The sequence below is a fragment of the Stenotrophomonas sp. PE591 genome (genome assembly GCF_018320795.1).
GTDB lineage: Bacteria > Pseudomonadota > Gammaproteobacteria > Xanthomonadales > Xanthomonadaceae > Stenotrophomonas > Stenotrophomonas maltophilia.
In genome coordinates, this window is record NZ_JAAOKO010000001.1 from 925257 (window position 1) to 948689 (window position 23433).

The 23433-nt window shown below is 64.9% G+C and carries 25 protein-coding genes and 3 tRNA genes; 13 read left to right on the plus strand and 15 right to left on the minus strand.

The features are described 5' to 3' along the window. Positions 1–150 precede the first annotated feature (150 nt). The gene (locus tag JLDANKMP_RS04670) at positions 151–522 is read left to right on the plus strand and encodes a hypothetical protein (RefSeq protein WP_109337022.1); all 372 of its coding nucleotides are present in this window, start codon (positions 151–153) and stop codon (positions 520–522) included. A gap of 66 nt (positions 523–588) precedes the next feature. After that, positions 589–1827 carry a site-specific integrase gene (locus JLDANKMP_RS04675; protein WP_212560632.1) on the plus strand — a complete coding sequence of 413 codons (1239 nt, stop codon included), beginning with the start codon at positions 589–591 and terminating at the stop codon, positions 1825–1827. A 62-nt stretch (positions 1828–1889) separates the two neighbouring features. Here JLDANKMP_RS04675 and JLDANKMP_RS04680 read toward each other — a convergent pair. The 3 genes from JLDANKMP_RS04680 to JLDANKMP_RS22450 all read right to left on the minus strand — a co-directional run bounded on the left by JLDANKMP_RS04680 (position 1890) and on the right by JLDANKMP_RS22450 (position 3431). Then, positions 1890–1966 (minus strand) — tRNA-His (locus tag JLDANKMP_RS04680). A gap of 193 nt (positions 1967–2159) precedes the next feature. Next, on the minus strand, positions 2160–2897 hold the full coding sequence (locus JLDANKMP_RS04685; protein ID WP_212560633.1) for a BPL-N domain-containing protein: 738 nt from the start codon (positions 2895–2897) through the stop codon (positions 2160–2162). 303 nt (positions 2898–3200) lie between these two features. Further along, positions 3201–3431, minus strand: a complete 231-nt coding sequence (locus JLDANKMP_RS22450; protein ID WP_088431045.1) for a hypothetical protein — start codon at positions 3429–3431, stop codon at positions 3201–3203. 12 nt (positions 3432–3443) lie between these two features. Here JLDANKMP_RS22450 and JLDANKMP_RS04690 point away from each other — a divergent pair, with 12 nt between their 5' ends. The 5 genes from JLDANKMP_RS04690 (at position 3444) to JLDANKMP_RS04710 (ending at position 6733) form a co-directional block, all read left to right on the plus strand. Further along, positions 3444–3683 carry a hypothetical protein gene (locus tag JLDANKMP_RS04690; RefSeq protein ID WP_043402317.1) on the plus strand — a complete coding sequence of 80 codons (240 nt, stop codon included), beginning with the start codon at positions 3444–3446 and terminating at the stop codon, positions 3681–3683. Next, a complete protein-coding gene (locus JLDANKMP_RS04695) occupies positions 3680–4504 on the plus strand; it encodes a hypothetical protein (protein ID WP_088431043.1) in 825 nt (274 codons plus the stop codon). The genes JLDANKMP_RS04690 and JLDANKMP_RS04695 overlap by 4 nt, the downstream gene beginning before the upstream one ends. Then, positions 4497–4859: a hypothetical protein gene (locus JLDANKMP_RS04700; RefSeq protein WP_212560634.1), complete on the plus strand. Its 363-nt coding sequence runs from the start codon at positions 4497–4499 to the stop codon at positions 4857–4859. The genes JLDANKMP_RS04695 and JLDANKMP_RS04700 overlap by 8 nt, the downstream gene beginning before the upstream one ends. Positions 4860–5281: 422 nt before the next feature. Next, on the plus strand, positions 5282–5503 hold the full coding sequence (locus JLDANKMP_RS04705; RefSeq protein WP_088431035.1) for a hypothetical protein: 222 nt from the start codon (positions 5282–5284) through the stop codon (positions 5501–5503). Between the two features lie 18 nt (positions 5504–5521). Next, complete coding sequence (locus JLDANKMP_RS04710; RefSeq protein ID WP_249336785.1) at positions 5522–6733, plus strand: integrase; 1212 nt, start codon at positions 5522–5524, stop codon at positions 6731–6733. Here JLDANKMP_RS04710 and JLDANKMP_RS04715 read toward each other — a convergent pair. The 5 genes from JLDANKMP_RS04715 to JLDANKMP_RS04735 all read right to left on the minus strand — a co-directional run bounded on the left by JLDANKMP_RS04715 (position 6695) and on the right by JLDANKMP_RS04735 (position 9462). Continuing rightward, a complete protein-coding gene (locus JLDANKMP_RS04715; RefSeq protein WP_141098030.1) occupies positions 6695–7819 on the minus strand; it encodes a hypothetical protein in 1125 nt (374 codons plus the stop codon). The genes JLDANKMP_RS04710 and JLDANKMP_RS04715 overlap by 39 nt on opposite strands. Positions 7820–7840: 21 nt before the next feature. After that, positions 7841–8365 carry a hypothetical protein gene (locus tag JLDANKMP_RS04720; protein WP_141098029.1) on the minus strand — a complete coding sequence of 175 codons (525 nt, stop codon included), beginning with the start codon at positions 8363–8365 and terminating at the stop codon, positions 7841–7843. Continuing rightward, positions 8358–9089 (minus strand): hypothetical protein, encoded by a 732-nt coding sequence (locus JLDANKMP_RS04725; protein WP_088431033.1) that lies wholly within the window; start codon positions 9087–9089, stop codon positions 8358–8360. Before JLDANKMP_RS04725 ends, JLDANKMP_RS04720 begins: the two co-directional genes overlap by 8 nt. A 180-nt stretch (positions 9090–9269) precedes the next feature. Then, positions 9270–9346 (minus strand) — tRNA-Arg (locus tag JLDANKMP_RS04730). A gap of 39 nt (positions 9347–9385) precedes the next feature. Next, a tRNA-Pro gene (locus JLDANKMP_RS04735) sits at positions 9386–9462 on the minus strand. A gap of 180 nt (positions 9463–9642) precedes the next feature. On the opposite strand from JLDANKMP_RS04735, the gene JLDANKMP_RS04740 reads away from it, so the two are divergent. After that, positions 9643–10401 (plus strand): Bax inhibitor-1/YccA family protein, encoded by a 759-nt coding sequence (locus JLDANKMP_RS04740; protein ID WP_005408265.1) that lies wholly within the window; start codon positions 9643–9645, stop codon positions 10399–10401. A 59-nt stretch (positions 10402–10460) separates the two neighbouring features. Here the strand turns inward: JLDANKMP_RS04740 and JLDANKMP_RS04745 are convergent, their stop codons facing one another. The 6 genes from JLDANKMP_RS04745 to grxC form a co-directional block, all read right to left on the minus strand. Beyond that, positions 10461–11210 (minus strand): sulfite exporter TauE/SafE family protein, encoded by a 750-nt coding sequence (locus JLDANKMP_RS04745; RefSeq protein WP_212560666.1) that lies wholly within the window; start codon positions 11208–11210, stop codon positions 10461–10463. Between the two features lie 25 nt (positions 11211–11235). Further along, positions 11236–12144 (minus strand): LysR family transcriptional regulator, encoded by a 909-nt coding sequence (locus JLDANKMP_RS04750; RefSeq protein WP_212560635.1) that lies wholly within the window; start codon positions 12142–12144, stop codon positions 11236–11238. Between the two features lie 53 nt (positions 12145–12197). After that, positions 12198–12941 (minus strand): cysteine hydrolase, encoded by a 744-nt coding sequence (locus tag JLDANKMP_RS04755; protein ID WP_111117983.1) that lies wholly within the window; start codon positions 12939–12941, stop codon positions 12198–12200. Between the two features lie 245 nt (positions 12942–13186). Continuing rightward, the gene (locus tag JLDANKMP_RS04760) at positions 13187–14191 is read right to left on the minus strand and encodes an isocitrate dehydrogenase (RefSeq protein ID WP_024956065.1); all 1005 of its coding nucleotides are present in this window, start codon (positions 14189–14191) and stop codon (positions 13187–13189) included. Between the two features lie 321 nt (positions 14192–14512). Further along, positions 14513–14905, minus strand: a complete 393-nt coding sequence (locus JLDANKMP_RS04765; RefSeq protein ID WP_005412372.1) for a carboxymuconolactone decarboxylase family protein — start codon at positions 14903–14905, stop codon at positions 14513–14515. After that, positions 14902–15192, minus strand: coding sequence for a glutaredoxin 3 (gene grxC, locus JLDANKMP_RS04770; protein ID WP_004154541.1), 291 nt, complete (start codon positions 15190–15192; stop codon positions 14902–14904). The genes JLDANKMP_RS04765 and grxC overlap by 4 nt, the downstream gene beginning before the upstream one ends. An 88-nt stretch (positions 15193–15280) precedes the next feature. On the opposite strand from grxC, the gene JLDANKMP_RS04775 reads away from it, so the two are divergent. The 5 genes from JLDANKMP_RS04775 (at position 15281) to ppx (ending at position 23115) form a co-directional block, all read left to right on the plus strand. Further along, positions 15281–16981, plus strand: a complete 1701-nt coding sequence (locus JLDANKMP_RS04775; protein ID WP_012479259.1) for a M48 family metalloprotease — start codon at positions 15281–15283, stop codon at positions 16979–16981. Between the two features lie 116 nt (positions 16982–17097). Beyond that, entirely contained in the window at positions 17098–17787 is a 690-nt protein-coding gene (phoB, locus tag JLDANKMP_RS04780; RefSeq protein WP_005408258.1) for a phosphate regulon transcriptional regulator PhoB, read from the plus strand. 106 nt (positions 17788–17893) lie between these two features. Further along, positions 17894–19225, plus strand: coding sequence for a phosphate regulon sensor histidine kinase PhoR (phoR, locus tag JLDANKMP_RS04785; protein WP_005408257.1), 1332 nt, complete (start codon positions 17894–17896; stop codon positions 19223–19225). Positions 19226–19229: 4 nt separating this feature from the next. Then, positions 19230–21317, plus strand: a complete 2088-nt coding sequence (gene ppk1, locus JLDANKMP_RS04790) for a polyphosphate kinase 1 (RefSeq protein ID WP_005408256.1) — start codon at positions 19230–19232, stop codon at positions 21315–21317. A 271-nt stretch (positions 21318–21588) separates the two neighbouring features. Then, the gene (gene ppx, locus JLDANKMP_RS04795; RefSeq protein ID WP_005408255.1) at positions 21589–23115 is read left to right on the plus strand and encodes an exopolyphosphatase; all 1527 of its coding nucleotides are present in this window, start codon (positions 21589–21591) and stop codon (positions 23113–23115) included. Between the two features lie 77 nt (positions 23116–23192). Here the strand turns inward: ppx and JLDANKMP_RS04800 are convergent, their stop codons facing one another. Continuing rightward, positions 23193–23366: a hypothetical protein gene (locus JLDANKMP_RS04800; protein WP_154213985.1), complete on the minus strand. Its 174-nt coding sequence runs from the start codon at positions 23364–23366 to the stop codon at positions 23193–23195. Between the last annotated feature and the right edge of the window lie 67 nt (positions 23367–23433).

A 23433-nucleotide genomic window follows, 5' to 3' on the forward strand; every position in this document is an offset into this window, starting at 1 on the left:
CGCCCCCTGGCAGAGGGGTTTCTGGATCGACAAAATCGGCAAAAACGCCATCAACATCGGCCTCGGGGTTGTAATCCTTACGCTGCGTTGTCAAGATAGAACTTGATGGCTCCCTAGTGGGAACCATCCCCCTTTGGAAATTGAGAAGCCATGAATCTCTCGCAGAAAGAACTGACGGTCATCCTGACCACCGCATTGTCAGCATTTCGAGAGGAGATCGACGAGGACATTACGGCCACCCGTATCCTGACTCTGCTCGCCGTTGTGGATGAGCCAGGGATTCAACAGGTGGACCTGGAGCGAGTGCTCGGCGGACTCTCTCCATCGGCTGTGAGCCGGAACGTGCTCGACCTGTCGCAGATCAAGCGGAACCGTGAGCCTGGCCCTGACTTCTTGGAGCAGCGCCCTGACCCCGCTTATCGCAAGCGCAACCTCATCTTCCCAACGACCAAGGCACTTCATTGGCTGACCACTCTCGCGGAGAGGGTGAGCAGGAAGATGGCGGCCAAGTTCGCCGCGTAAGACCAACAGCAGCAGTATTGCCCGAGGCCCGCCTAGTGCGGGCCTTTTCTTTTTCTGGAGATACACATGGCCCTTCGCCTCAAAGGGACCGCGCCCAAGCCGGGCGCGCCCGATAAGCGCTACTACATGCTCGACGTGCAGGAGGGATACCGCCGCGTGCGCCTGTCCACCGGCACCCGTGACCGCGTGGCCGCCGAGCGCAAGGAGCAGGCGGTCCTCGACGCCCTGCGCGATGACCCCGACGTTTCCGAGGACGTGCTGCGCGAACTCATCCGGGGCAAGTCCCGGTCGGCGCAGATGGCCGTGGCGAAAGCCAAGGCCCGGCAGCGCACCCTCAAGGACGCGATGGATGACGCCCTGGAGGACCGCAACTTTTGGGGCAAGCTCAAGTCCATCGAGACCGTTCGCACCAACTGCAAGATCGTCCAGGGCTTCCTGGGCGAGGACACGCCCATCAACTACATCACCCAGGCCGCCGTGGACGCGATGGTGACCAAGATGGAGGCCGAGGGAGCTGCCCCGGCGACCATCAACCGCAAGATGCACGCCCTGATGGCCGTCCTGCGCCGCGAGGCGAAGGCCGGGCGCATGCTGGCCGCCATCCCGGAGTATCGGCCGAGCGACGAGCGCGACAACGCGCGCCAGTTCACCCTGACCATCGAGGACGAGGAGCTGATCCTCTCCCGCGTGCTCGCGTGGGACATCCTGCCCGACCCCGAGTACGGCGGTCGGCCGCGGACGCGCGACGGTAAGGACTACCACGACCTGTTCGTGTTCCTGGCCGACGTGGGCTGCCGCCTGAGCCAAGCGTTCAACCTGCGATGGAGCGACCTGGTGGGCACCCCGCCCACCGCCGTGCGCTTCTGGCGTCACGGGGAACTGAAAGGTGGCCGGCAGCGCACCATCCCGTTGACCTTCCGCGCGTCGGAAGTGGTCCAGCGGCGGCGCAGGGCGGCAGGCAAGGAGCAGACCGGCCCCTTCTCGACGCTCAACAAGACCCGCGCCAACAAGCTCTGGAATCGTGCGCGAAAGGGGACGCATCTCGCCAAGGAGAAGGAGTGCGTGATCCACTCGCTGCGGCACACCTGCGCCACCCGGCTGCTGCTGGCGACCGGCAACATCAAGCTCGTGCAGGAGTGGCTGGGGCATCGGGACATCCGCACCACGTCGGAGACCTACGCGAAGGTGCTGGCCGAGCAGGCGCTCATCGGCAAGTCTGCGCTGGAGCAATTGCGGGCTGCGCCGCAGGTGACGCCCCCAGGTGACGTTCCGAGACAGGGATTGATTGCCAACGGGGGATTGTAGTACCAAAACTGACCGTCGCCAGCTTACTTTTCAGTAACTTAGCGACGGTAGTAAGAAAACAGTGGGGTGGCTGAGGGGATTCGAACCCCCGACCACCGGAATCACAATCCGGTACTCTAACCAACTGAGCTACAGCCACCACTGAAACTTCTGCTCCCCTGCCGATGCTGCCAGCAATGGAACCTGATGCGTTGCGACCGGGTGGGACCAGAAGGCCGTCCCCTGAAGCGAGTCCGGCATTTTCCGGGAGTCGCGAAGGAATTGCAAGCATTTCTTCACATTGATGTGCCGGTCGCCATTCCGGCCCGCGTCGCGCTGCGCACGCGCCCGCCTCAGCGCCGATCCTCATCCAGCAGTGACTTGAACAGATCGGCCGACGGCATCTGCGAAAGCGGGATTTCCGCCATCTTGAACCACTGCGTCGGCGCTTCCGGATGGGGTCCCGACAGCACCACCCTGCCCTTCCCGTGGCGATACGACGCAGCCGCAATGTCGCCATTGGTGTAGCGGGAAATCACCTTGAACCCTTGGTCGCGTGGCGCCTTGGGCAGGTAGGGACCGTCCTGGAAGTACACCGTCTGGCGACGCCCGTCCCAGACGACGGGAATCACGGCATCGTCTTCATCCTGTACCGGGAATCCCGGCCTGCCGGCCTCGGCGTCCAGGTCCTGCGCCAGCAGGCCCAGATGCGATGCACCGGCCAGGTAGGCCCCCATGCACAGGCCGATGTAGGTTCCGCCTGCATCGACGAAACGACGGATGACTGCCGCCCCATCTTCGCCCACCGCCGCCATCGCGGCGTCGATGTCCTGCCCGCCCCCCGGCTGCACATAGGCCCGGTAGCGCGACGTGGCCAGCGAATCGACATCGACGGCCTCGCCCGGGCCGACGAACACCACGTGATAGTCCGGACGCGAACGATGGATGGCCTGTTCGACGGCCTCCGAACACCCTGGGCAACCGGCCTCGCCGCGGTAGACCGCAATCACGGGGGCATTGGCGGACGCCTGCACGGCAAGCCCCAGGCCCATCGCCAGCAGCAGACAGCGCGATCGCGCAACGGTGTTCATCAAGGGATGGCTCAGCGCAGTCACCCCGGCATGGGGCAGGCCGACTATGCCTCGGCCACGACGGACCAGATTGAATGCGCGCCAACACAGCGCAGGACCAGGCAGAGGCCGGTAACAACAGGACCTGCAGGAGATGGGTGAAATGGCGCGCCCGACAGGAATCGAACCTGTAACCGCCGGCTTAGAAGGCTGGCGGACTGTGCATTGTAGTCAACGACTTAGATTGAGTTCAATTCAGGAGGCCATCGGGAAAGCGCCTAGTCCCGCAAGGGGCAGGCATGGTGTATTCGGGAACCTCCCCCGTCACCAACCGCGTAGATCGCGAAGCCCTGCCCTCACCCATGTCTTGCTGCGGATGTCCCTCGCTCGGGGTTTCGTCTCTGCCGGCGGCTTGCGCGGTTCGAGTGCTGCCTTGATCCGCTCGACCTCCTGCGCTCCGGCCTCAGCCAGGCGCCGAGCCTGTTGCTGCTGCTCGCGGGTTGGCGGTAGACCAGGCAGTGGCGGGGGCAATTGGATCGGCGTGCTGTCGGTCAGCCGGGCAGCCTAATGGACCCGACGCTGAGCGAGCGGCACCACCGATACCGCGTCAAGGCTGGCAGAACAAAGGCCGCGCTTTACGCCCGCGTGGTCGAGAACAAGCGTTACACGATGCGCCAGATTGCAGACGAACTAGGCGTGTCGATGACCACTGCAGACACGCGGGTGAAGCGTGGCCCCTATCCCCTCACCTGGGAATCGCTGCGCCTGGCGCGCCTTCCCGCCAACAGCAAGGACATGCAGGCATGAGCAACGACAAGACGACCCTGGCGGACTTGCAGCCCGGTGGGAGGGTGAGGCTGGGGGATCAGCGTTCCGACCTGGTTCCGGGCATCGTGCGCTGTGCGAAATGCTCTTTCCAACTGCACCGCACGAACCTGTATCTGCAAAGCGGGACTGTCGGTGCTGGTGACAGCAAGACGGAGCCGTGCCCGAATGGCTGCGGTCCGCTCTGGCCTGTGACGTGGGAAACGTGGGCGCGCGAGGGTTGGGCCGAGGCCAAAAGGCTGAATCTGGAGAATGCCGCCCTCTCCGCCCAGCCCTCCCCGGGTGGTCAGGGTGTCGGCGTGTCCATCAGCGACGACGACCGCGCAGTGCTGCAGCGCCTGCAGGATGCGCTGCCGACCGCAGGGATCAATGGCTGGGCCAAAGGCGTCGAGGTGCTGGAGCGCCTGCTGCGCGATTCCCTCGCCGCCCGCCAGCCGGTGGGGGAGCCGATCACGGTCGAAGTGGTGGCCGAGATCTTCAACCATCCAGAGTACGGGCTGAGCATCAACTGGCTTCTGGAGAACGGCATCGGCGAACTGCAGGTCGGTGACGTGCTCATGGTGTCCGACCGAGCAATAACCGATGAAGACGGATCGGGCGAGGTCTACGCCGCCCCGCCCGCGCAGGCCGTGGACCTGGGTGCGGTACGCGAGGCCCTGCAGGCCGCTGAGGGGCTTGCAACCATCTGCACCGCGATCGATGGCTACTCCCGAGACGAGGTGGCTGCCAGTGGCCGTGCGATGAGGCAGCAGTTTGCCGATGCTCTTGCCAAGGTCAACAGCCAGGCGGTGGGCAATGGCTGATCAGACGACCGCCGGCGCTCTGCCGGATGCCGAGCTGCAGATCCTTCGCCACGCCCTGGGCGTCGGCGAAGGCGGCTTGGAGCGCAGCTACCGCAGTCACTTCGTCACCGGCCCTGGCGGCGCCGACCACCAGCACTGCATGGCGCTGGTCGCTCGCGGGTTCATGGTTCGGCGCGCGGGCAACGCGATCACCGGCGGCAGCGACCTGTTCAACGTCACCCAGGCCGGCCGAGCCGCAGCGCAGGAACACACGCCGCCGCTGCCGAAACTGACCAGGTCGCAGCAGCGCTACCAGCAGTTCCTGCGCTACGACGGTGGCGTGACGTTCGGCGAATATCTGAGGGGCTGGCGATGAAGGCGATTAGCACCGACTCGGCGACGCCCATGGCTGACCAGCTGCTCACCGTGAGTCCCATTCGCGCCGTGGTGAACGCAAAGTTCATCGCGAGCCCCGGAGTGTCCGTGCTTGAGGGTCACTTCCAATGTGAACTGGATTGCGGCCACATCGTCATCCGCCCCGGGGAGCACGTGCGTGGCACCAGGTTCTCGATTCGGGCGCCCCACAGTGCCCCGTGCAACCAATGCAAGAAGGAGCCCACCCATGGTTGAGCGAAACCCGTACGGCCGCACTGGCAACGATATGGATCTGCCCGAGGGCAAGAACTGCGGCGACTGCGTGCATTGCCGGCGCTGCACCGCCATGTTCGGCCACATCCCTGCAGACGAAAGCTGTGACTGGTCGCCGTCTCGATTCCGGGCGGTCGAAGGAGCCACGTCTTGATCGGCGAGATCCTCCAATTTCGCGACCTGCAGGAACTCTGCCAGCCCGGGAAGCGCCCGCGACTGGCAACGGTCGAGCGCTGGGCGCGCGATCGCCACATCCGCTTTCAGTACGACGCCTGCGGCGGAATCTGGACCACCACGACAGCATTGAACGAGGCCCTCGGCCTGACTGCACCCGCCAGCAATGGCGACACCTATTCCACCGACTTGCTCTAACGGAAACAGCTACGAAACATGGCACGTCCTCGCAAGGCCCCGCCCAACCTTCCAGCGCACATCGACTACGGCTTGGTGCCTCCCGGTATCTACTGGGATCGCACCGGCCGTGGCAGATGGTGCGTACAGGATCCGCACCCGGACGGGCACGGTTTCAAGAGGAAGACGGTTGCCGGGCCGAATGCCCGCCTGTCTGACCTGCATGCCATCGCCGAGGGCCGGCGCGGCGAGGCGCAGCGCGGAACTATCGCGTACGTGATCGATCAGCATGCCAAGAGCCTTGCGTTCACCCAGCTGCAGCCGTCGACCCAGCAGCACTACCGCGACTATGCCAAGGCCATCAAGGCCTATCCGCTAAAGAACGGAACCACCCTAGGCGCTGCGGTAGTGGATCGCCTTTCTCCTGGCCTTATACGGCGGCTGATCGATGTGATCGCTCAAGGTAGACCCGGCCAGAAGCCGAGCGATCCGGCCATCCCTGGCTACCCTACGAAGGCCAACCACTGGCTGCGATACTTGCGCCGCGTGTTCGGCTGGGCACGGGAGCATGACCACGTCACCACGAACCCGGCGACCGGTATCAAGCAGGTGAAGGAGAGGGGCGCCCACCGCATGCCGGCGGTCGATGTATTCCGCAAGGTTCAGGCCTATGCGAAGGAATGCAGCGCGCGCGGCGCCCGGGCGAAGGGTGCCGTGCCGGCGTACCTATGGGCAGCCATGGAGTTGGCCTACCAAGCGCGCCTGCGCGGCATCGCGGTTCTCACGCTGACTGACGCCCACGTGGATGGCGAGGTGCTGCGGACGAACCGCCGTAAGGGCAGTCGCGACAACCTGGTGCGCAAGGGCGCCGAGACCGAGGCGGCCATCGCAATGCTGCGGGCACGGCGCGCGGCGATATGGGAGAAGAACGGGGGAGTGATTCCGATCCGGGCCGAGGACCGCTATCTCTTCGTCAGCGAGGACGGCGAGCGGTTGACCGAGGATGGTTGGCAGACTGCCTGGGGACGCATGATGCGAAACGCGGTAAAGGATGGCATTTTGTGCCAGGAGGATCGCTTTGGGCTACATAGCTTAAAGCACCGGGGCGTGACAGATACTAAAGGTGACAAGCGCCTAGCAAGCGGGCACAAAACTAATGCAATGTTGCATCTGTACGACCACGAAATCCCCACTGTGAATCAAACTCAGCAATCAAGCGACAAAATCGAGGTCGCCTCTAAGGGGACATAGATTGTTAAACTGCCTTAGAACAGAGATCTCTCCAGCTGGAGATATACCAACGGTTACATTTCCCTGACAGAGCGCGGGACGACCATTCGGAATTGCGTTCGTCGCTATGTATCGCATAAGAACAGGATCCAAAACATTGCTATCTGCGGTAGGCAGCGGTTGAGCGTGAGAGCACACCTTAGAAAGGCCAGTGCAATACGGATGCACACCACGCAGGCGCAAATGTTTCAGCACCTCAGGAGCGGGGTGACTTCTACCGTCAGCAGATATAACTGCAATTTTGTTGGCCCCGTCTGACGGGGCCGCCGTGCCGAATATGAAATCCAACACATCTGGCCCCGAATCTTTAGCAGAACCATGATGTGGCAAGCAAGCGACATCTGCGTGCAATGAACCAAACTCATCGGCAGAGGCCGCTTTGCGAGTTCTCTGCCTGATGTAAACCCAGTTTTCCCAAGTGCCATCGCCTCCAACCACAACTACTCGGCCCGCATATTCAAACTTGAAGGCCAAACTTAACGCGTTGTCCTTGTGGCATTTATATGCAGATTCATTGTTTGCGATGCGCTCGAAAAATGGCCCCTTAACCTTAGCAGGGGGGAGCAGCACAGAAATGCGCATTTCATCGCTCATCCCTGGCACATAGGCAACTGACTCATAGTTGCTCAAAGGCTCCCAATCATCCGCAGCGTTATCAAAACCAAGGACCACATCAAGAAGCTCATCTATTTCTCCGAGCACCTCCCGGCTGGTTACGCCAAGGGCAAGGTCTTGGAAATTGGTGAGCCACTTAGTGAGACGGTGCACATCTCGATCCAGCGGAAAAGAGAAGAATCTATCAACCCTGCCCGCATAGGCCGCCATGACGGCAGCCAATCCCTTGTAGTGGTCAGCATGCGGATGAGTAAGTGCAACGAAAGCCAGGTGACCGGCATCGAGTTCGGCGAGACGCCTCAGCGCCGCAGGCTGTTCCTGGCCGCGTCGATTCGAATCGATCACCCCAAAATGTCGATGACCATTGAGCGACGTGTACTCAATAACAGTCGAGTTACCGTGCCCAACATTTAGAAAGTGGAACTTGAGCAACCCGTACCATCCCTGTAATGACTAGGCTCTTTGTTCGGCTCGACGCTTAAAAGCCTCGACCTTAGCGTTAATTTTTTCTTTTAGATCCCGAGCTTCACCGGCTGCGCCTTCAAACCAAGTAAGTACAGGACGCCGAAATCCTTCAGATTCCTCCATCTTGAGCTCATACGAGGCGCCAATGAAAGGTTCGCGGCCTTGAGGCGAAGGAGGAAACAACCCAAATGGCAGTTCGATCACCACGTCGTTTCCGCCCAATTCTGGAATCTGGCAGACCACAGCTGCGCCAACCAGGTCTCGAACGTCGACGCGAACAAAGTCTCGGCGAGGTGCACCGATCATTCGCTGAATCGCTTGCTTCGCTGTCTCTGGCGGAGCCGCTGAGGGCCGGTAGACCTCGGCTTCACCATCTACCACCGTGGCGTCGGTCAAAGAATCGAAGCTTTCTCGGCGAGCAAAGGTGCTACGAACTGGCTCTCCATGACTACCGAACGCATAACGGTCAACATTCCGGTCATCGCCGAAAAAGACGAGTGCTGTCTCAGCCATTACCATTCCCCCTAATTCCGTTAGACACCGAAGTCGCGACCTCTCTAAACCGACTCATCACCGGTAGCGCCCACTTCCGCGCCGAGGTGGTCATTGCAAAATTAGCTTCCCAGAAATCCGCATCGCAGAGAAGGTCGTAACCGCTAGCTTCTGGCCAATTATCGGCAACATCCGAGAAAAATTTAGGGGCTTCGAAATCACCAAACGGACCGTAAGAGATGGTGTAATGCATCTCGTCTTTGTGCTTCCCCACGATTTTTACACTTGCATCAGTGATATCGCCGGCGGTCTTGCGGATTCCTCCTGACACCGACTCGCAGGATCGTTCAAGAAACTGATCCAACAGCACCAGACCAGCATCACCATCGACCGCAACGTCTTGCTGCCTTGCTGCATCCAAGGCGATGAACCGCAGACCACATCTACGCAGTTCCTTTATATCGCCAAACTCCCTCACGGTATCCAGGCAAGCGAAGAGATCTCTAAGCGTTGGATCTTCCGACAATGCGGAAAGTTCCACGCCGTCGACCCAAGTCGCGCCAAAGACTGCAAACTCAGGGGCAAATGTAAAATTTTTGCTAAACCCCGGTTTGGGCTTGGAACTTAGGCTGAATTGTCGCTTAGAGGACGCTTCACGGATTAGCTCCCAAGTATTCGCCATGCCGAGCGCCTCACACAGCTCGCCTGGCCGATCCATCAGCTTCGGGCGGAGGTTGAAATCCAAACGGCATATAACTTGGTGAACGGCCACGGGCAGCCAGCGGTTGTGGGTTGGCCGTCTATGCTAGCACCAGTGGCTTGACAAAGACGTGTACTCCAGCAATTCGGTGGCTGGCGAAGGATCCACTTTTGAGGAACGATTTGAGGAGCTCAAGTAAATTTTGGCGTAAGCCGTTGATTTAAATGGCGCGCCCGACAGGAATCGAACCTGTAACCGCCGGCTTAGAAGGCCGGTGCTCTATCCAGTTGAGCTACGGGCGCCCGAACCGGAACGGCGTCCAATCCGACGTGATGTGGGATTGGTCGGGGTAGAGGGATTCGAACCCCCGACATCCTGCTCCCAAAGCAGGCGCGCTACCAGACTGCGCTATACCCCGGTCTTGCAATCCCCTCGAGCCAGGCCCGGGGAGCTGGTCATTGTGGCCAAGCGCATCATGAACTGTCAACGCGGGCGACTCGAACCCGACGCCTGGCACGGCACCACGTGCAGCCATCGGCTATGCTCCCGGTCATCGGCCGGATGGCCGTCCAGCCCCTCATCCGCACGGAGAACACGCATGCGCAGCGGCAACCCGGCTCTTTCCGAGTCGACCTTCCTCGACCTCGCCAGCGGCTCGGTGGTGACCAGCCCCGACCAGGTGATGACCCTCAACGGCACCGCCAACAAGACCGGCATCCTGCTGTTGTTGACCGTGCTGACCGCGGCGTTCGCCTGGAGCCAGGCGGTCGACGAGTACGGCCAGATTTCCGGCAGCGCGAGCCTGTATGCCATCGGTGGCGCGATCGGCGGCCTGGTGCTGGCGTTGATCACCATCTTCAAGAAGGAATGGTCGCCGGTCACCGCGCCGATGTACGCGCTGGTCGAAGGCCTGTTCCTGGGCGCCGTGTCGGCGCTGTTCAACATGAAGTACCCGGGTATCGTGTTCCAGGCCGTACTGCTGACCTTCGGCACCCTGGCCGCCCTCCTGGTCGCATACCGCAGCGGCGTGATCAAGGCCACCGAGAACTTCAAGATGGGCGTGGTCGCCGCCACCGGCGGCATTGCCCTGCTCTACCTGGCATCGTTCGTGCTGGGCTTTTTCAACATCAACGTGCCGGTGATCCATGACTCCAGCTGGCTGGGCATCGCTTTCAGCCTGTTCGTGGTGGTCGTGGCTGCATTGAACCTTGTACTGGACTTCGACTTCATCGAGACCGGCGTGGCCCAGCGCGCGCCGAAGTACATGGAGTGGTATGGCGCATTCGGCCTGATGGTGACCCTGGTCTGGCTGTATGTGGAGTTCCTGCGCCTGCTGTCGAAGATCCAGCAGCGCTGAATCGGAACATGCCATAGACGACAAAGGGCGCCTCTCGTGGCGCCCTTTTCGTTCCTCCCTCAGCGCGCCAGCAGCGTCGGCAGCGACGAGGCCAGCAACGCAATGCCTGATGCGGTCAGCAGGCCCAGTACGACCTGCCTGAAGCGCAGCTCGCTGATGCCGATGTAGACGCGCGCGCCCAGCAGGGTCGGCACCAGCATGGCTGGCGCCACGATGGCGAAGTACGGGGGCATCTGCCGGCTCACCAGGCCACTGCCGACATAGGTGGCCATGGTCACCGCCAGCATGGCCAGATTGAAGTTCTGGATGACCGCGCGCTGCTCGTCCTTGCCGAAGCCGCGCAGCGTGCTCCACAACGTCGGCACCGGCCCGGCGAAGCCGCCGATGCCGCTGAGCACGCCACCGGCCATGCCAGCAATCGCATCACCGATACGGCCGCCGACGCGGACCGCAGGCAACGAGCGCGCCATCAGCATCACCGGGCACCACAACGCCAGGAAGCCGCCCAAAAGCGCCTTGAACCAGTCCATGTCCAGCTGCGGCAGCACCATCACGCCCAGCGGAATGCCGGCCAACCCGCCCAGCACGAACGGCAGCAGCAGGCGCAGGTTGAATCCGCGGCGCACGGTGAACACCGCGACCAGCTGGCCGACCAGCGCGCCGAACACCGACAGCGTGGCCGCCAGTCGCGGCTCCAGCCCCCATGCCCAGAACGACATCGCCACCATGCCAAAGGCGAAGCCGGACAGGCCCTGCACGAATCCGGCGACGATCGCGCCCAGTGCGACCAGCAGATACACCGACTCCATCACCACCTCGGCTGCCACCGCGCGACTACCCTGCCGCGCCCACCTGTGCAGCGTAGTGCGCCGCAAGGTGCTCGACCAGCGCGCGCACTTTCGGCGCCAGCGCACGTGCATGCGGATACAGCGCGAAGTAGCGCCGCTGTCCGGCGTGCCAGGCAGGCAGCACACGGATCAGGCGGCCGGCACGCAGGTCCTCCTGCACGGTCAGCGCAGTAAACAGGCTGATGCCCATGCCAGCCAGCGCGGCGGCGTACAACGCTGGCGTCGCATCCACGCGCAGGCGTTGCCCGGCCTCGACGCTCGCACTGGCACCACGCGGCCCCTGCAGCTGCCAAGGCGGCATTGACGGCGTGGGACTGAAGCCCAGCAGCGTGTGCTGCGCGAGATCCGATGCCTGACGCGGCAGGCCATGACGCGCCAGGTAGGCTGGCGCGGCCACCAGGATGCGAGGGCAGCTGGCCAGTTCATGTGCGACCAGCTGGCTGTCCGGCAACGCATGCGCGATGCGCAGGGCCAGGTCAAACCCACCACCGACGACATCGACCAGCTGATCATCGGCCGACAGATCCAAGGAGACGTGCGGGTAACGCTGCAGGAACGACGGCAACCAATGCGGCAACTCCTGGCTGGCCACGACCTGCGGCACGCTGATGCGTACGCTGCCACTGGGTTGCGCCTGCCCGGCGCGGGCACGGTCGTCCGCCTCCTGCAGGCGGTCCAGCAGCGTTGCCGCCTCGCGGTAGTAGTCGCGCCCGGCCTCGGTCAATGACAGCCTGCGGCTGTTGCGATCGAGCAAGCGAACCTGCAGATGCTCTTCCAGCTGGCGCAGTTGCCGTGACATCGCCGAGTGGGTAGTCCCCAGGCGTTCAGCGGCCGCGGTGAAACTGCCCGCGTCAACGATGGCGCGCAGCGCACGCAGGGCGGCGAAGTGATCCATCGGCGGGCAGCTCCATGTGGCGGGGCCCTCGGCATGCGGGCCCCGCCAGCTTATCAAGCGCCGTCGCCGGCCTTGCGCACCGGCAACGCCAGGATCGCGTCGGTACTCATGACATCACCGAAGGCGTCTTCGATCTGCGCCAGCGAGGCATCGTGCAGCGCGCGATGATCGATGCGCTGGCCACCGGCCAGGTCCAGGTCACGGCTGGCGCTGGCATCGGACGACACGATCACCCGGTAACCACGGGGTGCGGCCGCCGCGTCGCGCGCGGCACCGGCCACACAGGCATGGGTCTGCAGGCCGGTGACGATCAGGGTGTCGATGCCGGCATCCTTCAGCACCGTGTCGAGCACCGCGGCCGAGTTGCCAGCGAACACACTGACGTTGTCCTTCTGCACGACCGTCTCGCCCTTGCGCGGCTGCAGGTCGCGATGGAAGTCGGCATTGACGCTGCCCTGCGCGAACAGCGGTGCACCGGCCGGCAACACGTGCTGCACGTGGATCACGCGGATGCCGTGGGCATCGGCGAACGCGACCACCCGCTTGGCCTGGCGCAGTGCGGCCACGCCATCGGGAATGACCATGCGGCCACCGGCAAAGCCCGGCGCGGCCTTGGCATCGAAGTACTCGTTCTGGAAGTCGATCACCAGCACGGCGGTCTTCGCCGCATCCAGCGAGGTCGCGACCGGCGCGCCGGCCATGTGGCGGATGGTGGGATGAGACGGTTCGGCAGCGGCGACCGGGGCGGTGGCAGCCATGCCGATCAGGCTGGCCAGGCCGAAGGCGGTGAGATTCATGGAGCGACTCCTGTGCAGTGGAAAGTGGGCACAGGATGCGGAGCGGATGGCGCACGAACCAGCCGTGCAACAGCACATGATCTGTGCGAGATACGCACAGACAACCCCCTGTAGAGCCACCCCATGGGTGGCTGCGGACCAAAGCCACGCCATCCACGCATGGCGTGGATCTACGAGTCAGCCCACAACGCAACGGGGCGCCCGAAGGCGCCCCGCTGTGGATCCAACCGAGGTCGACCGGCCGCTTACAGGCGGCTGGCGATGGCTTGGGCAAAGCTCATGGTGGTGCCGGTACCGCCCAGGTCGCCGGTCAGCGAATCCTTGGCTTCCATGGTGGCCACGATGGCCTTGCGCAGGCGCTCGGCGTTTTCCGGCTGGCCGATATGGTCCAGCATCTGCGCGGCTGCCAGCAGCAGCGCGCACGGATTGGCCTTGCCCTGGCCGGCGATGTCCGGCGCGGTGCCGTGCACGGCTTCGAAGATCGCCGCCTCCTTGCCGATGTTGGCACCCGGAGCCAGGCCCAGGCCGCCGACGAGGCCGGCGCACAGGTCGGAGATGATGTCGCCGAACAGGTTGGTCGTAACGATCACGTCGAACTGTTCCGGACGCATCACCAGCTGCATGCAGCAGTTGTCGACGATCATTTCCTGGAACTCGATCTCCGGGTACTGCGCGGCCACTTCACGGGCGACGTTCAGGAACAGGCCCGAGGTCGACTTGATGATGTTGGCCTTGTGCACAGCGGTGACCTTCTTGCGGCCGGTGCTCTTGGCCAGCTCGAAGGCGTAGCGCACGATGCGCTCGGAGCCCTTGCGGGTGATGCGGGTGCCGGAGAAGGCGGTCTCGCCGTCGGCCGACACTTCCTGGCCTTCGGCCAGGTAGGCACCCTCGGTGTTCTCACGAACGGTGATCAGGTCGACGTTGTCGAAACGCGACTTGGTGTTCGGGAAGGTGTGGGCCGGACGCACGTTGGCGTACAGGTCGAAATGGCGGCGCAGGCTGACGTTGATCGAGGTGAAGCCACCACCGACCGGGGTGGTCAGCGGGCTCTTCAGCGCGACCTTGTTGCGCGCGATCGATTCCAGGGTCACCGCCGGCATCAGGTCGCCGTGCTTTTCCAGGGCCACCAGGCCGGCGTCGGCGTCTTCGTACTCCAGGCCAGTCTTGAGCTGGTCGAGCACGAACAGGGTGGCGTCCATGATTTCCGGGCCAATGCCGTCGCCGCGGATGACCGTAATTTTCTGCGTCATTGATCGATGTTCCGAACAGGGGGAAAAACGCCGTCCGGACGTGCCCGGAAACGCCGGCGCAAAGGAAGTTTCACCGGCAATTATGCCTGAGACGGGGCCGAGGTCCCAAATAGACCATGGTCCCAGTGCCCGGCTCAGGCATAATTGCCCGCGCATTCTTCCTCTACCCCCGCCTGTCGGCGCGCCCCTTCAACAAGAAGGGGCTCCTGGGCTGTTGGATCGCGGGACAGGCCCCCTCGCGGGCCCGGTAGTGCCGGCCGCTGGCCGGCAACCTCGGCCAGGTCAAGTTCAGGCGATGCCGGCCAGCGGCCGGCACTACCCTTAGTGCTCGTGCGCTGCCGGAGCGCTGGCGCCGCCTTCAAGCTGGTCGAGGAAGTCGACCGCGCGGCGCAGGTGGGGGATCACGATGGAACCGCCCACCACCAGGCCGACCGAGAAGGTCTCGAAGAACTCTTCACGGGTTACCCCGGCGTCCTTGCACTGGGCCACGTGGTAGCTGATGCAGTCGTCGCAGCGCAGCACCATCGAGGCCACCAGGCCCAGCAGTTCCTTGGTCTTCACGTCCAGCGCGCCGGCCTGGTAGGTCTGCGTGTCCAGTGCGAAGAAGCGCCGCACCACCTGGTTCGGTTCGCCCAGGATGCGTTCGTTCATGCGCTTGCGGAAGTCGGTGAATTCGGCGATGCGGTCCTTGCTGCCGTCGTCGGCCGCGCTCATGCCTGGCCCTGCCCGGCCAGCAGCGGCTCGAGCTTGCCTTCACGGTGCAGGGCCATCATGTCGTCGTAGCCGCCCACGTGGACGTCGCCGACGAAGATCTGCGGCACGCTGGTGCGGCGGGTCAGTGCCATCATCTTCTCGCGCTCGGCCGGGTCCAGGTCGATGCGGACCTCGGTCCACTGCTGGCCCTTGCTCTTCAGGAAGTTCTTGGCGGCCACGCAGTACGGGCAGACGGCGGTGGAATAGATGGTGATGGCGGGGGCGCCGCCGGCGGTCTGGGCTGTCACGGGAAACTCCACGATGGATCGACGGTCTACATATGGTACCGGTGCGCTGGAAATTCCACGCCACCGCCGCAACACTGTGGGTTAACGAATGGTTGCCCCCTGCCCTGCCACGCTTGGCGCGCCCTGCCCGAGGACCTTCCGCTTGCGAGCCCTGCTGCTGACTACCGCCGTTACCCTGGCCCTGGCCATGCCGCTGGCCCAGGCCCAGGAGAAGCTGCCCGACATCGGCTCCTCGGCCGGCGAGCTGCTGACCCCGGCGCGCCAGGCCGAGTACGGCGCGATGATGCTGCGCGAGCTGCGCAACTACGGCTACCTGCTGGACGACCCGCTGGTGAACGACTGGCTGCAGACCATGGGCACCCGGCTTGGCTCCAACAGCGACCAGCCGCGCCAGCCCTACACGTTCTTCGTGATGAAGGACCGCCAGATCAACGCCTTCGCCACGCTGGGCGGCTATATCGGGGTCAATGCCGGCCTGGTGCTGACCGCCGAGCGCGAGGACGAGGTGGCTGCAGTGCTGTCGCACGAAATCGCCCACGTCACCCAGCAGCACGTGCTGCGCGGGGTCGAACGCGCCCAGCGCGACCAGATACCGATCCTGCTCGGCATGCTGGCGGCGGTGGTGGCCGCGCAGGCCAGCAACAGCACCTCCTCCGGCAACGCGACGATGGCCGCGATCAGCTCCGGCATGGGCCTGATGCAGCAGCGGCAGATCAACTACACCCGCTCCAACGAATCGGAGGCCGACCGCCTCGGCATCCGCACCCTGTCGCGCAGCGGCTACGACGTGGATGCCATGGCCGGCTTCTTCGAGCGCATGTCGGCGGCGATGCGCGGCAACGAGGGCGGCTACAGCGTGCCCGAGTTCCTGCGCACCCATCCGGTCAACATCACCCGCATCAGCGAGGCCAAGGCCCGCGCCGAGCAGATGAAGAAGGACACGGTGCTGCTGACCACCAGCACCCCCAGCGGCGAGCGCAGGGAGCGTGTGAATCCGGCCGACCCGGGCCTGGCCGAGCCCCTGCTGCGCGGAAACAACCCCTTGCTGCCCAGCAGCGTGCTGCGCGTTCCGGTCGGCCAGCTGGCCCGTGGCGCCAGCGGCGACTTCGAGTGGGCACGCGAGCGCCTGCGCGTGCTGAGCGCCGATTCCACCGCCGAGCTGGAGCGCGAATACGCGGACATGGCCAAGCGGCAGAAGGACGGTCTCAACGACGCCCAGCGCTATGGCCAGGCGCTGGCGGTCATGCGCGGGGGCCGCAGCGGTGCCACGCAGGCCCGGCAGACCCTGGCCAGCCTGCTGCAGACCCGCCCGGACAACCTGTGGCTGGCACTGGGGCTGGGCGAGGCCGAATCGCGTGCCGGGCTGGGCGCGCAGGCCAACACCCGTTTCGAGCAGCTGCTGCGCGAGCACCCCAACAGCCGGCCCGTGGCCCTGACCTACGCCGAGATCCTGAACGAACAGGGCACCCGCGAGGCGGGCCAGCGCGCGCAGGCCATGCTGCGGCCCCTGCTGTCGCAAAGTGGTAACGATCCGGTCTTCCAGCAGCGATACGCCCGCGCCAGCGAGCTGGCCGGTGACAGCGTGCGCGCCAGCGAGGCCTATGCCGAGGCCGCCTTCCTCAGCGGCCGCCCGGAGCAATCGCTGATGCAGCTGCAGGCCCTCAAGCGCAACCCGGCGCTGGACTACGTGGGCCGGGCGCGGGTGGATGCGCGCATCGAGGCGATCACCCCCACCGTGCTGGAGCTGCGCCGCCAGGGCGTGCAGGACCCGGACCTGGACCGCCGCTGAGTGCTGCGTGACCGGTCGATGGCAATCCCGACCGGTTCCGGCCAGGTAGTCACAAACATGTCATCAAACCGTAGTCTACTGGCACCACTCCAGTAACCGAGCCCTACGGTGTCCTCGTGCAGAAACGCATCCTGATCGTCGATGACGAGCCCGCGATCCGTGAAATGGTCGCCTTCGCCCTGCGCAAGGGCGATTACGAACCGGTCCACGCCGGCGATGCCCGTGAGGCCCAGACCGCCATCGCCGACCGCGTCCCCGACCTGATCCTGCTGGACTGGATGCTGCCCGGCACCAGCGGCCTGGACCTGGCCCGCCGCTGGCGCAAGGAAACGCTGACCCGCGAAGTGCCGATCATCATGCTGACCGCCCGCGGTGAAGAGAACGACCGCGTAGGTGGCCTTGAAGCCGGCGTCGACGACTATGTGGTCAAGCCGTTCTCGGCGCGCGAACTGCTGGCCCGCATCCGTGCGGTCATGCGCCGCGCCCGCGAGGACGACGAGGACGGCAGCGTGGCCGTCGGCCCGATCCGCATCGACGGCGCCGCCCATCGCGTGTTCGCCAACGACCAGCCGGTGCCGATCGGCCCGACCGAGTACCGCCTGCTGCACTTCTTCATGACCCACCCCGAGCGCGTCTACACCCGCGCCCAGCTGCTGGACCATGTGTGGGGCGGCAGCGTGTACGTGGAGGAGCGCACCATCGACGTGCACATCCGCCGCCTGCGCAAGACGCTGGAACCGTTCAACGCCGAGAACATGGTGCAGACCGTGCGCGGCGCCGGCTACCGCTTCTCCACCGCGACCTGAGTCTCGTCGTGCCGACGCCGCGCACCCGCGGGTGCCGGCGCCGGCAACTCTGCTATAACCCTCGGTTCACCCCAGTGAACCGCCGCACTTCAACGACGAGATCGCAATGCCCCGCCACATCCGCTCTGCCTGGTTGAAGACCCTGGCCACCGTTGCCGCGGTACTGCTGTTCTCCGGACTGGTGGGGTGGTTCACGGGTCACCTGTGGCTGTGCATCGCACTGGGCGCGCTGGCCACCCTGGCCTGGCATTACTGGCGGCTGCGCAGCGTGCTGCGCCGGCTGACCGCGCGCCAGCGCTGGGACACCGCCGAGGAAGGCACCGGCGTCTGGAACGAGCTGGACCGCCTGCTGTACCGCAACCAGGTGGAAATGCGCGTTCGCAAGCGCCGCCTGCTCGACATGCTGCGCAGCTACCGCGCCGCGGCCGCCGCGCTGCCCGATGCCGTGGTGGTGCTGGACCGCAACAGCCAGCGCGTGCAGTGGTTCAACGAAGCGGCCACCGCCCTGCTTGGCCTGCATCATCCGGGCGACCTCGGCGAGGCGCTGGTCGAACGCCTGCAGCCGATGCCGCTGGCGCACTGGCTGGCCGGCGGCCGCAACGCCGAGCCGATCCTGGACGTGCCCTCACCGGTCGATCCTGCGATCCGCCTGAACCTGCGACTGATTCCGTATTCTTCGGACTACTGGCTGCTGATCGCCCGCGACGTCAGCAAGCTGCTGCGCCTGGAACAGGTGCGCCGCGACTTCGTCGCCAACGTTTCACACGAACTGCGCACGCCGCTCACCGTGGTCCACGGTTACCTGGACATGATGGACCCGGAGGATTTCCCGGGCACCGGTCCGATGCTGGAAGAAATGCGCAAGCAGAGCCAGCGCATGGCCCAGCTGGTGGAAGACCTGCTGACCCTGTCGCGGCTGGAATCGCAGGAGCACAGCGAGGAAGAGACCGTCGCCATGCAGCCGATGCTGGCCACACTACGCCGCGAGGCCGAAGCGCACAGCCAGGGCCGCCACCAGATCAGCATCGACGATCTGGCCGGCGTCGACCTGCAGGGTTCCACCAAGGAGCTGCACAGCGCCTTCTCCAACCTGGTCACCAATGCGGTGCGCTATACGCCGGCCGGTGGCCGCATCGCCGTGGAGTTCCGCCGCGAAGGCGAGGGCGCGGTGCTGGCGGTGCGCGATTCCGGTTACGGCATCCCGGCTTCCCACCTGCCACGCCTGACCGAACGTTTCTACCGCGTCTCCAGCAGCCGCTCCCGCGAAAGCGGCGGTACCGGCCTGGGCCTGTCCATCGTCAAGCACATCCTCGGCCTGCACCACGCGCGGCTGGAGATTGAAAGCGAGGTCGGCAAGGGCTCGGTGTTCTCCTGCCATTTCGATGCCGACCACGTGCGCCCGCGCGAGTCCGCCCCCCTGACTTCCATCGAAGAATGACGCCATGAGCAGCCTCGGATCCCTCCCCCTCCCCGTGAGCCCGGACAATGATCCGTTGCGCGACCCGGCGCTCTACATCAACCGCGAGCTGTCGCAGCTGGATTTCAACTTCCGCGTGCTGGCGCAGGCGATGGATCCGCAGGTGCCGCTGCTGGAGCGCCTGCGCTTCATGTGCATCTCCTGCACCAACCTGGACGAGTTCTTCGAGATCCGCGCCGCCGCCGTCCGCCACGCGCAGGAATTCGGCCTGCCACCGGCACCGGACGGGATGAGCCCGCAGGCCATCCTCAACGCCATCCACGACCGCGCGGCTCAACTGGTCGACCAGCAGTACCGCTGCTGGAACGAGACGCTGCGCCCGGCGCTGATGGAGGCCGGCATCGGCGTGCTCGGCCGCCACTCCTGGACCGATCGGCAGAGGCGCTGGCTGCGCGCCTATTTCCGCAACGAGATCATGCCGGTGCTGTCGCCGCTGGGCCTGGACCCGGTGCACCCGTTCCCGAAGATCCTCAACAAGTCGCTGAACATCGTGGTGGTGCTGAAGGGCACCGACGCATTCGGCCGCGCCGGCCATCTGGCCATCGTGCGTGCGCCGCGCTCGCTGCCGCGCATCATCCAGCTGCCGGAGAAGCTCGGCGGGTCGCAGAATTTCGTGTTCCTGTCCTCGGTGCTGTCCACCTTCGTCGATGAGCTGTTCCCGGGCATGGAAGTCCAGGGGGCCTACCAGTTCCGCGTCACCCGCAACTCCGAGCTGGTGGTGGACGAGGAGGAGGTGGAGAACCTGGCGCTGGCACTGCGCGACGAACTGGTCGATCGCGGCTACCGGCCGGCGGTGCGGCTGGAAATCGCGCAGGACATGCCGCGCGAGATCGTGCGCACCCTGCTGCAGAACTTCGGCCTGACCGAGAACGCGGTGTACCGCATCGACGGCCCGGTCAACCTCAACCGCATCATCCAGTTGTACGACCTGATCGCACAGCCGGACCTGAAGTACCCGCCAATGACCCCGCGCACGCTGCGCGACAGCGACGGCATCTTCGAGACCGCGGCGCGCCAGGACCTGCTGCTGCACCACCCGTTCGATGCTTTCACCGCGGTGCTGGACCTGATCCGGCAGGCGGCGATCGACCCCAACGTGCTGGCGATCAAGCAGACCCTGTACCGCACCGGCAAGGATTCGCTGATTGTCGATGCGCTGATCCAGGCCGCGCGCAACGGCAAGGACGTGACCGTGGTCGTTGAACTGCGCGCACGCTTCGACGAAGAGGCAAACCTGGGCCTGGCCGATCGCCTGCAGGAAGCGGGCGTGCAGGTGGTGTACGGCGTGGTCGGCTACAAGACCCACGCCAAGATGCTGCTGATCGTGCGCCGCGAGGGCCGCAAGCTGCGCCGCTATGTACACCTGGGCACCGGCAACTACCACAGCGGCACCGCCCGCGCGTACACCGACATCAGCCTGATCACCGCCGATGCGGACATCGGCAACGACGTGCACCTGCTGTTCCAGCAGCTGTCCGGGCTGGCCTCGAAGATGAAGCTCAAGCGCCTGCTGCAGTCGCCCTTCACCCTGCACACCGGCATCCTCGGTCGCATCGAGCGCGAAACGCGCATCGCCGCCGCCGGCCGCCCCGCGCGGATCATCGCCAAGATGAACGCGTTGAACGAACCGCAGGTGGTGCGCGCGCTGTACGCCGCCTCGCAGGCCGGCGTGCAGATCGACCTGATCATCCGCGGCGCCTGCACCCTGCGCCCGGGTGTGCCGGGCATCTCGGACAACATCCGCGTGCGCTCGATCGTCGGCCGCTTCCTGGAGCACAGCCGCGTCTACTGGTTCGGCAACGACGGCGCACCGGAGATGTACTGCGCCAGCGCCGACTGGCTGGAGCGCAACCTGCTGCGCCGGGTCGAGACCTGCTTCCCGATTCTCGACCCGGAGCTGGCCAAGCGGGTCTACCGCGAGGTGCTGCAGAACTACCTGGACGACAACCTCAACGCCTGGGAACTGGATGCCGACGGCATCTACCACAAGCGTGCCCCGGCGCACGACGAAGCCCCGCATTCCGCGCAGATGGCATTGATGCAGGGGCTCTGATCCGGTGTGTCGACCAAGGTCGACACCTACCAAGAGCAGTAGGCACCGATTTGGGGCGGGATAGGATCAGTGCCGACCAACGGTCGGCACCCACCATCAGATCGCAGAAATCTGTCGAAGGCGGGGTGGGTCCGCCAACCCACGGATAGCTCGCTTTTGCTGTTGCCGTTGATTCGGCGGGTGCAGGGCGCAGCCCTGCCGCACTCCCCTCTTCCAAAATGTGAAGGCCGCGCGGTGACGAGCACACCGCCCCTTCGGCTAACATTCGCCCATGCCGCATACCACCACGACTCCGCCCGCATTGCAGGATGGCGACCTGCTGGCCGCCATCGACCTTGGCTCCAATAGTTTCCACATGGTCATCGCGCGCTACACGCTCGGCCAGCTGCGGGTGATCGACCGGCTGCGCGAGACCGTGCGCATGGCCGATGGCCTGGATGGCAAAGGTGGGCTCTCTTCCGCCGCACGGCAGCGCGCGCTGGAATGCCTGGCCCGCTTCGGCCAGCGCATCCGCAATGTGCCGCCGCACCGGGTACGCGCGCTGGCCACCAACACCGTACGCCAGCTGCGCTCGCCGCAGTCGTTCCTGGTCCCGGCCGAAACCGCGCTGGGGCATGCCATCGAAGTGGTCAGTGGCCGCGAAGAAGCGCGCCTGATCTACCTCGGCGTGGCCCACGCGCAACCGCCCAAGCCCGGCCAGCGCCGGCTGGTCATCGACATCGGCGGCGGCTCCACCGAATTCATCATCGGCATGGGCATGCAGACCCTGGAGCGTGAAAGCCTGCAGGCCGGCTGCATCGCCAGCACCCGCCGCTTCTTCCCCGGCGGCAAGCTGAGCAAGAAGCGCTGGAAGGACGCGCTGGCCGAGATCGGCCGCGAGTTCCAGCCCTTCGCCAGCAAGTACCGCGCACTGGGCTGGCAGGAAGCGCTCGGATCTTCGGGCACGCACAAGGCAATCAGCGAGATCTGCGCGACGATGAAGCTGAGCAAGGGCGCGATCACCGCCGAGGCCCTGCCCCAGCTGCGCGACGAGCTGCTGAAGGCCAAGAAGATCGACGACATCCAGTTGCCGGGCCTGTCCAGCGACCGCCGCCCGATCATCGCCGGCGGCATCCTGGTGCTGGAGGCCGCCTTCCAGGCCCTGGGCCTGCAGAAGCTGCTGGTCAGCAAGGCGGCGATGCGCGAAGGCATCCTGTACGACATCGTCGGCCGTGCCGGTGAGAACGACCTGCGCGACGAATCGGTGGCCGCGCTCAGCCAGCGCTACGGCATCGATACGGTACAGGCCGACCGCGTGCAGGACACCGCGCTGTCGCTGCTGGAGCAGGTGCAGGAGCGCTGGAAACTCGATGCCGACGACGCACGCATGCTCGGCTGGGCCGCGCGCCTGCACGAGCTGGGCCTGATGATTGCCCACAGCGGCTACCACGTGCATGGCAGCTACGTGCTGGAACACTCGGACATCGCCGGCTTCTCGCGGCAGGAGCAGCAGATGCTGGCCGCACTGGTACGCAGCCATCGCCGCAGCGTGACCAAGACCGCGTTCGACGCCCTGCCCGAGCGCCTGCTGCTGACCGCACGCCGGTTGGCCGCCCTGCTGCGCCTGGCGGTACTGCTCAACCGCGCCCACGAGGACGATCCGCTGCCGGCATTGGAATTGACCGCGGACGACAACCGCCTGTCGCTGATCGTGCCGCAGGCCTTCATCGATGCGCGCCCGCTGCTCCGCGCCGACCTGATCGGCGAGACCGACGGCATCGCCGGGCTGGGCATCCAGTTCCGGCCATTCGTGGCCTGATCCCTACGGCCAGGGCGGCACGTCATGACGCGTCGCCATAGGCCTCTTCCGCGCGTGTTCGACAAGCTGTTGAAGCTCTACGACCACGGCCCTTCGGAGCCGTGGTCTTTTCTGTTTCCGCGCAGGTTGTCGCTGCCTGCAATTGCCATGACGCTTTCGGTCCAGAGTCGGGGCGAGGGTGCATCGTCCATCGCTCCGCCGTCGATCAGATCAATCGATTGATTCACTTCCGGTTTGTGCGGAAGCGTCATGCCGCTCCATGGCGATTTCGTCCTTTCCCCATACCTCTCCCTCTCCTCCTTCACTAGGTTCGAACAA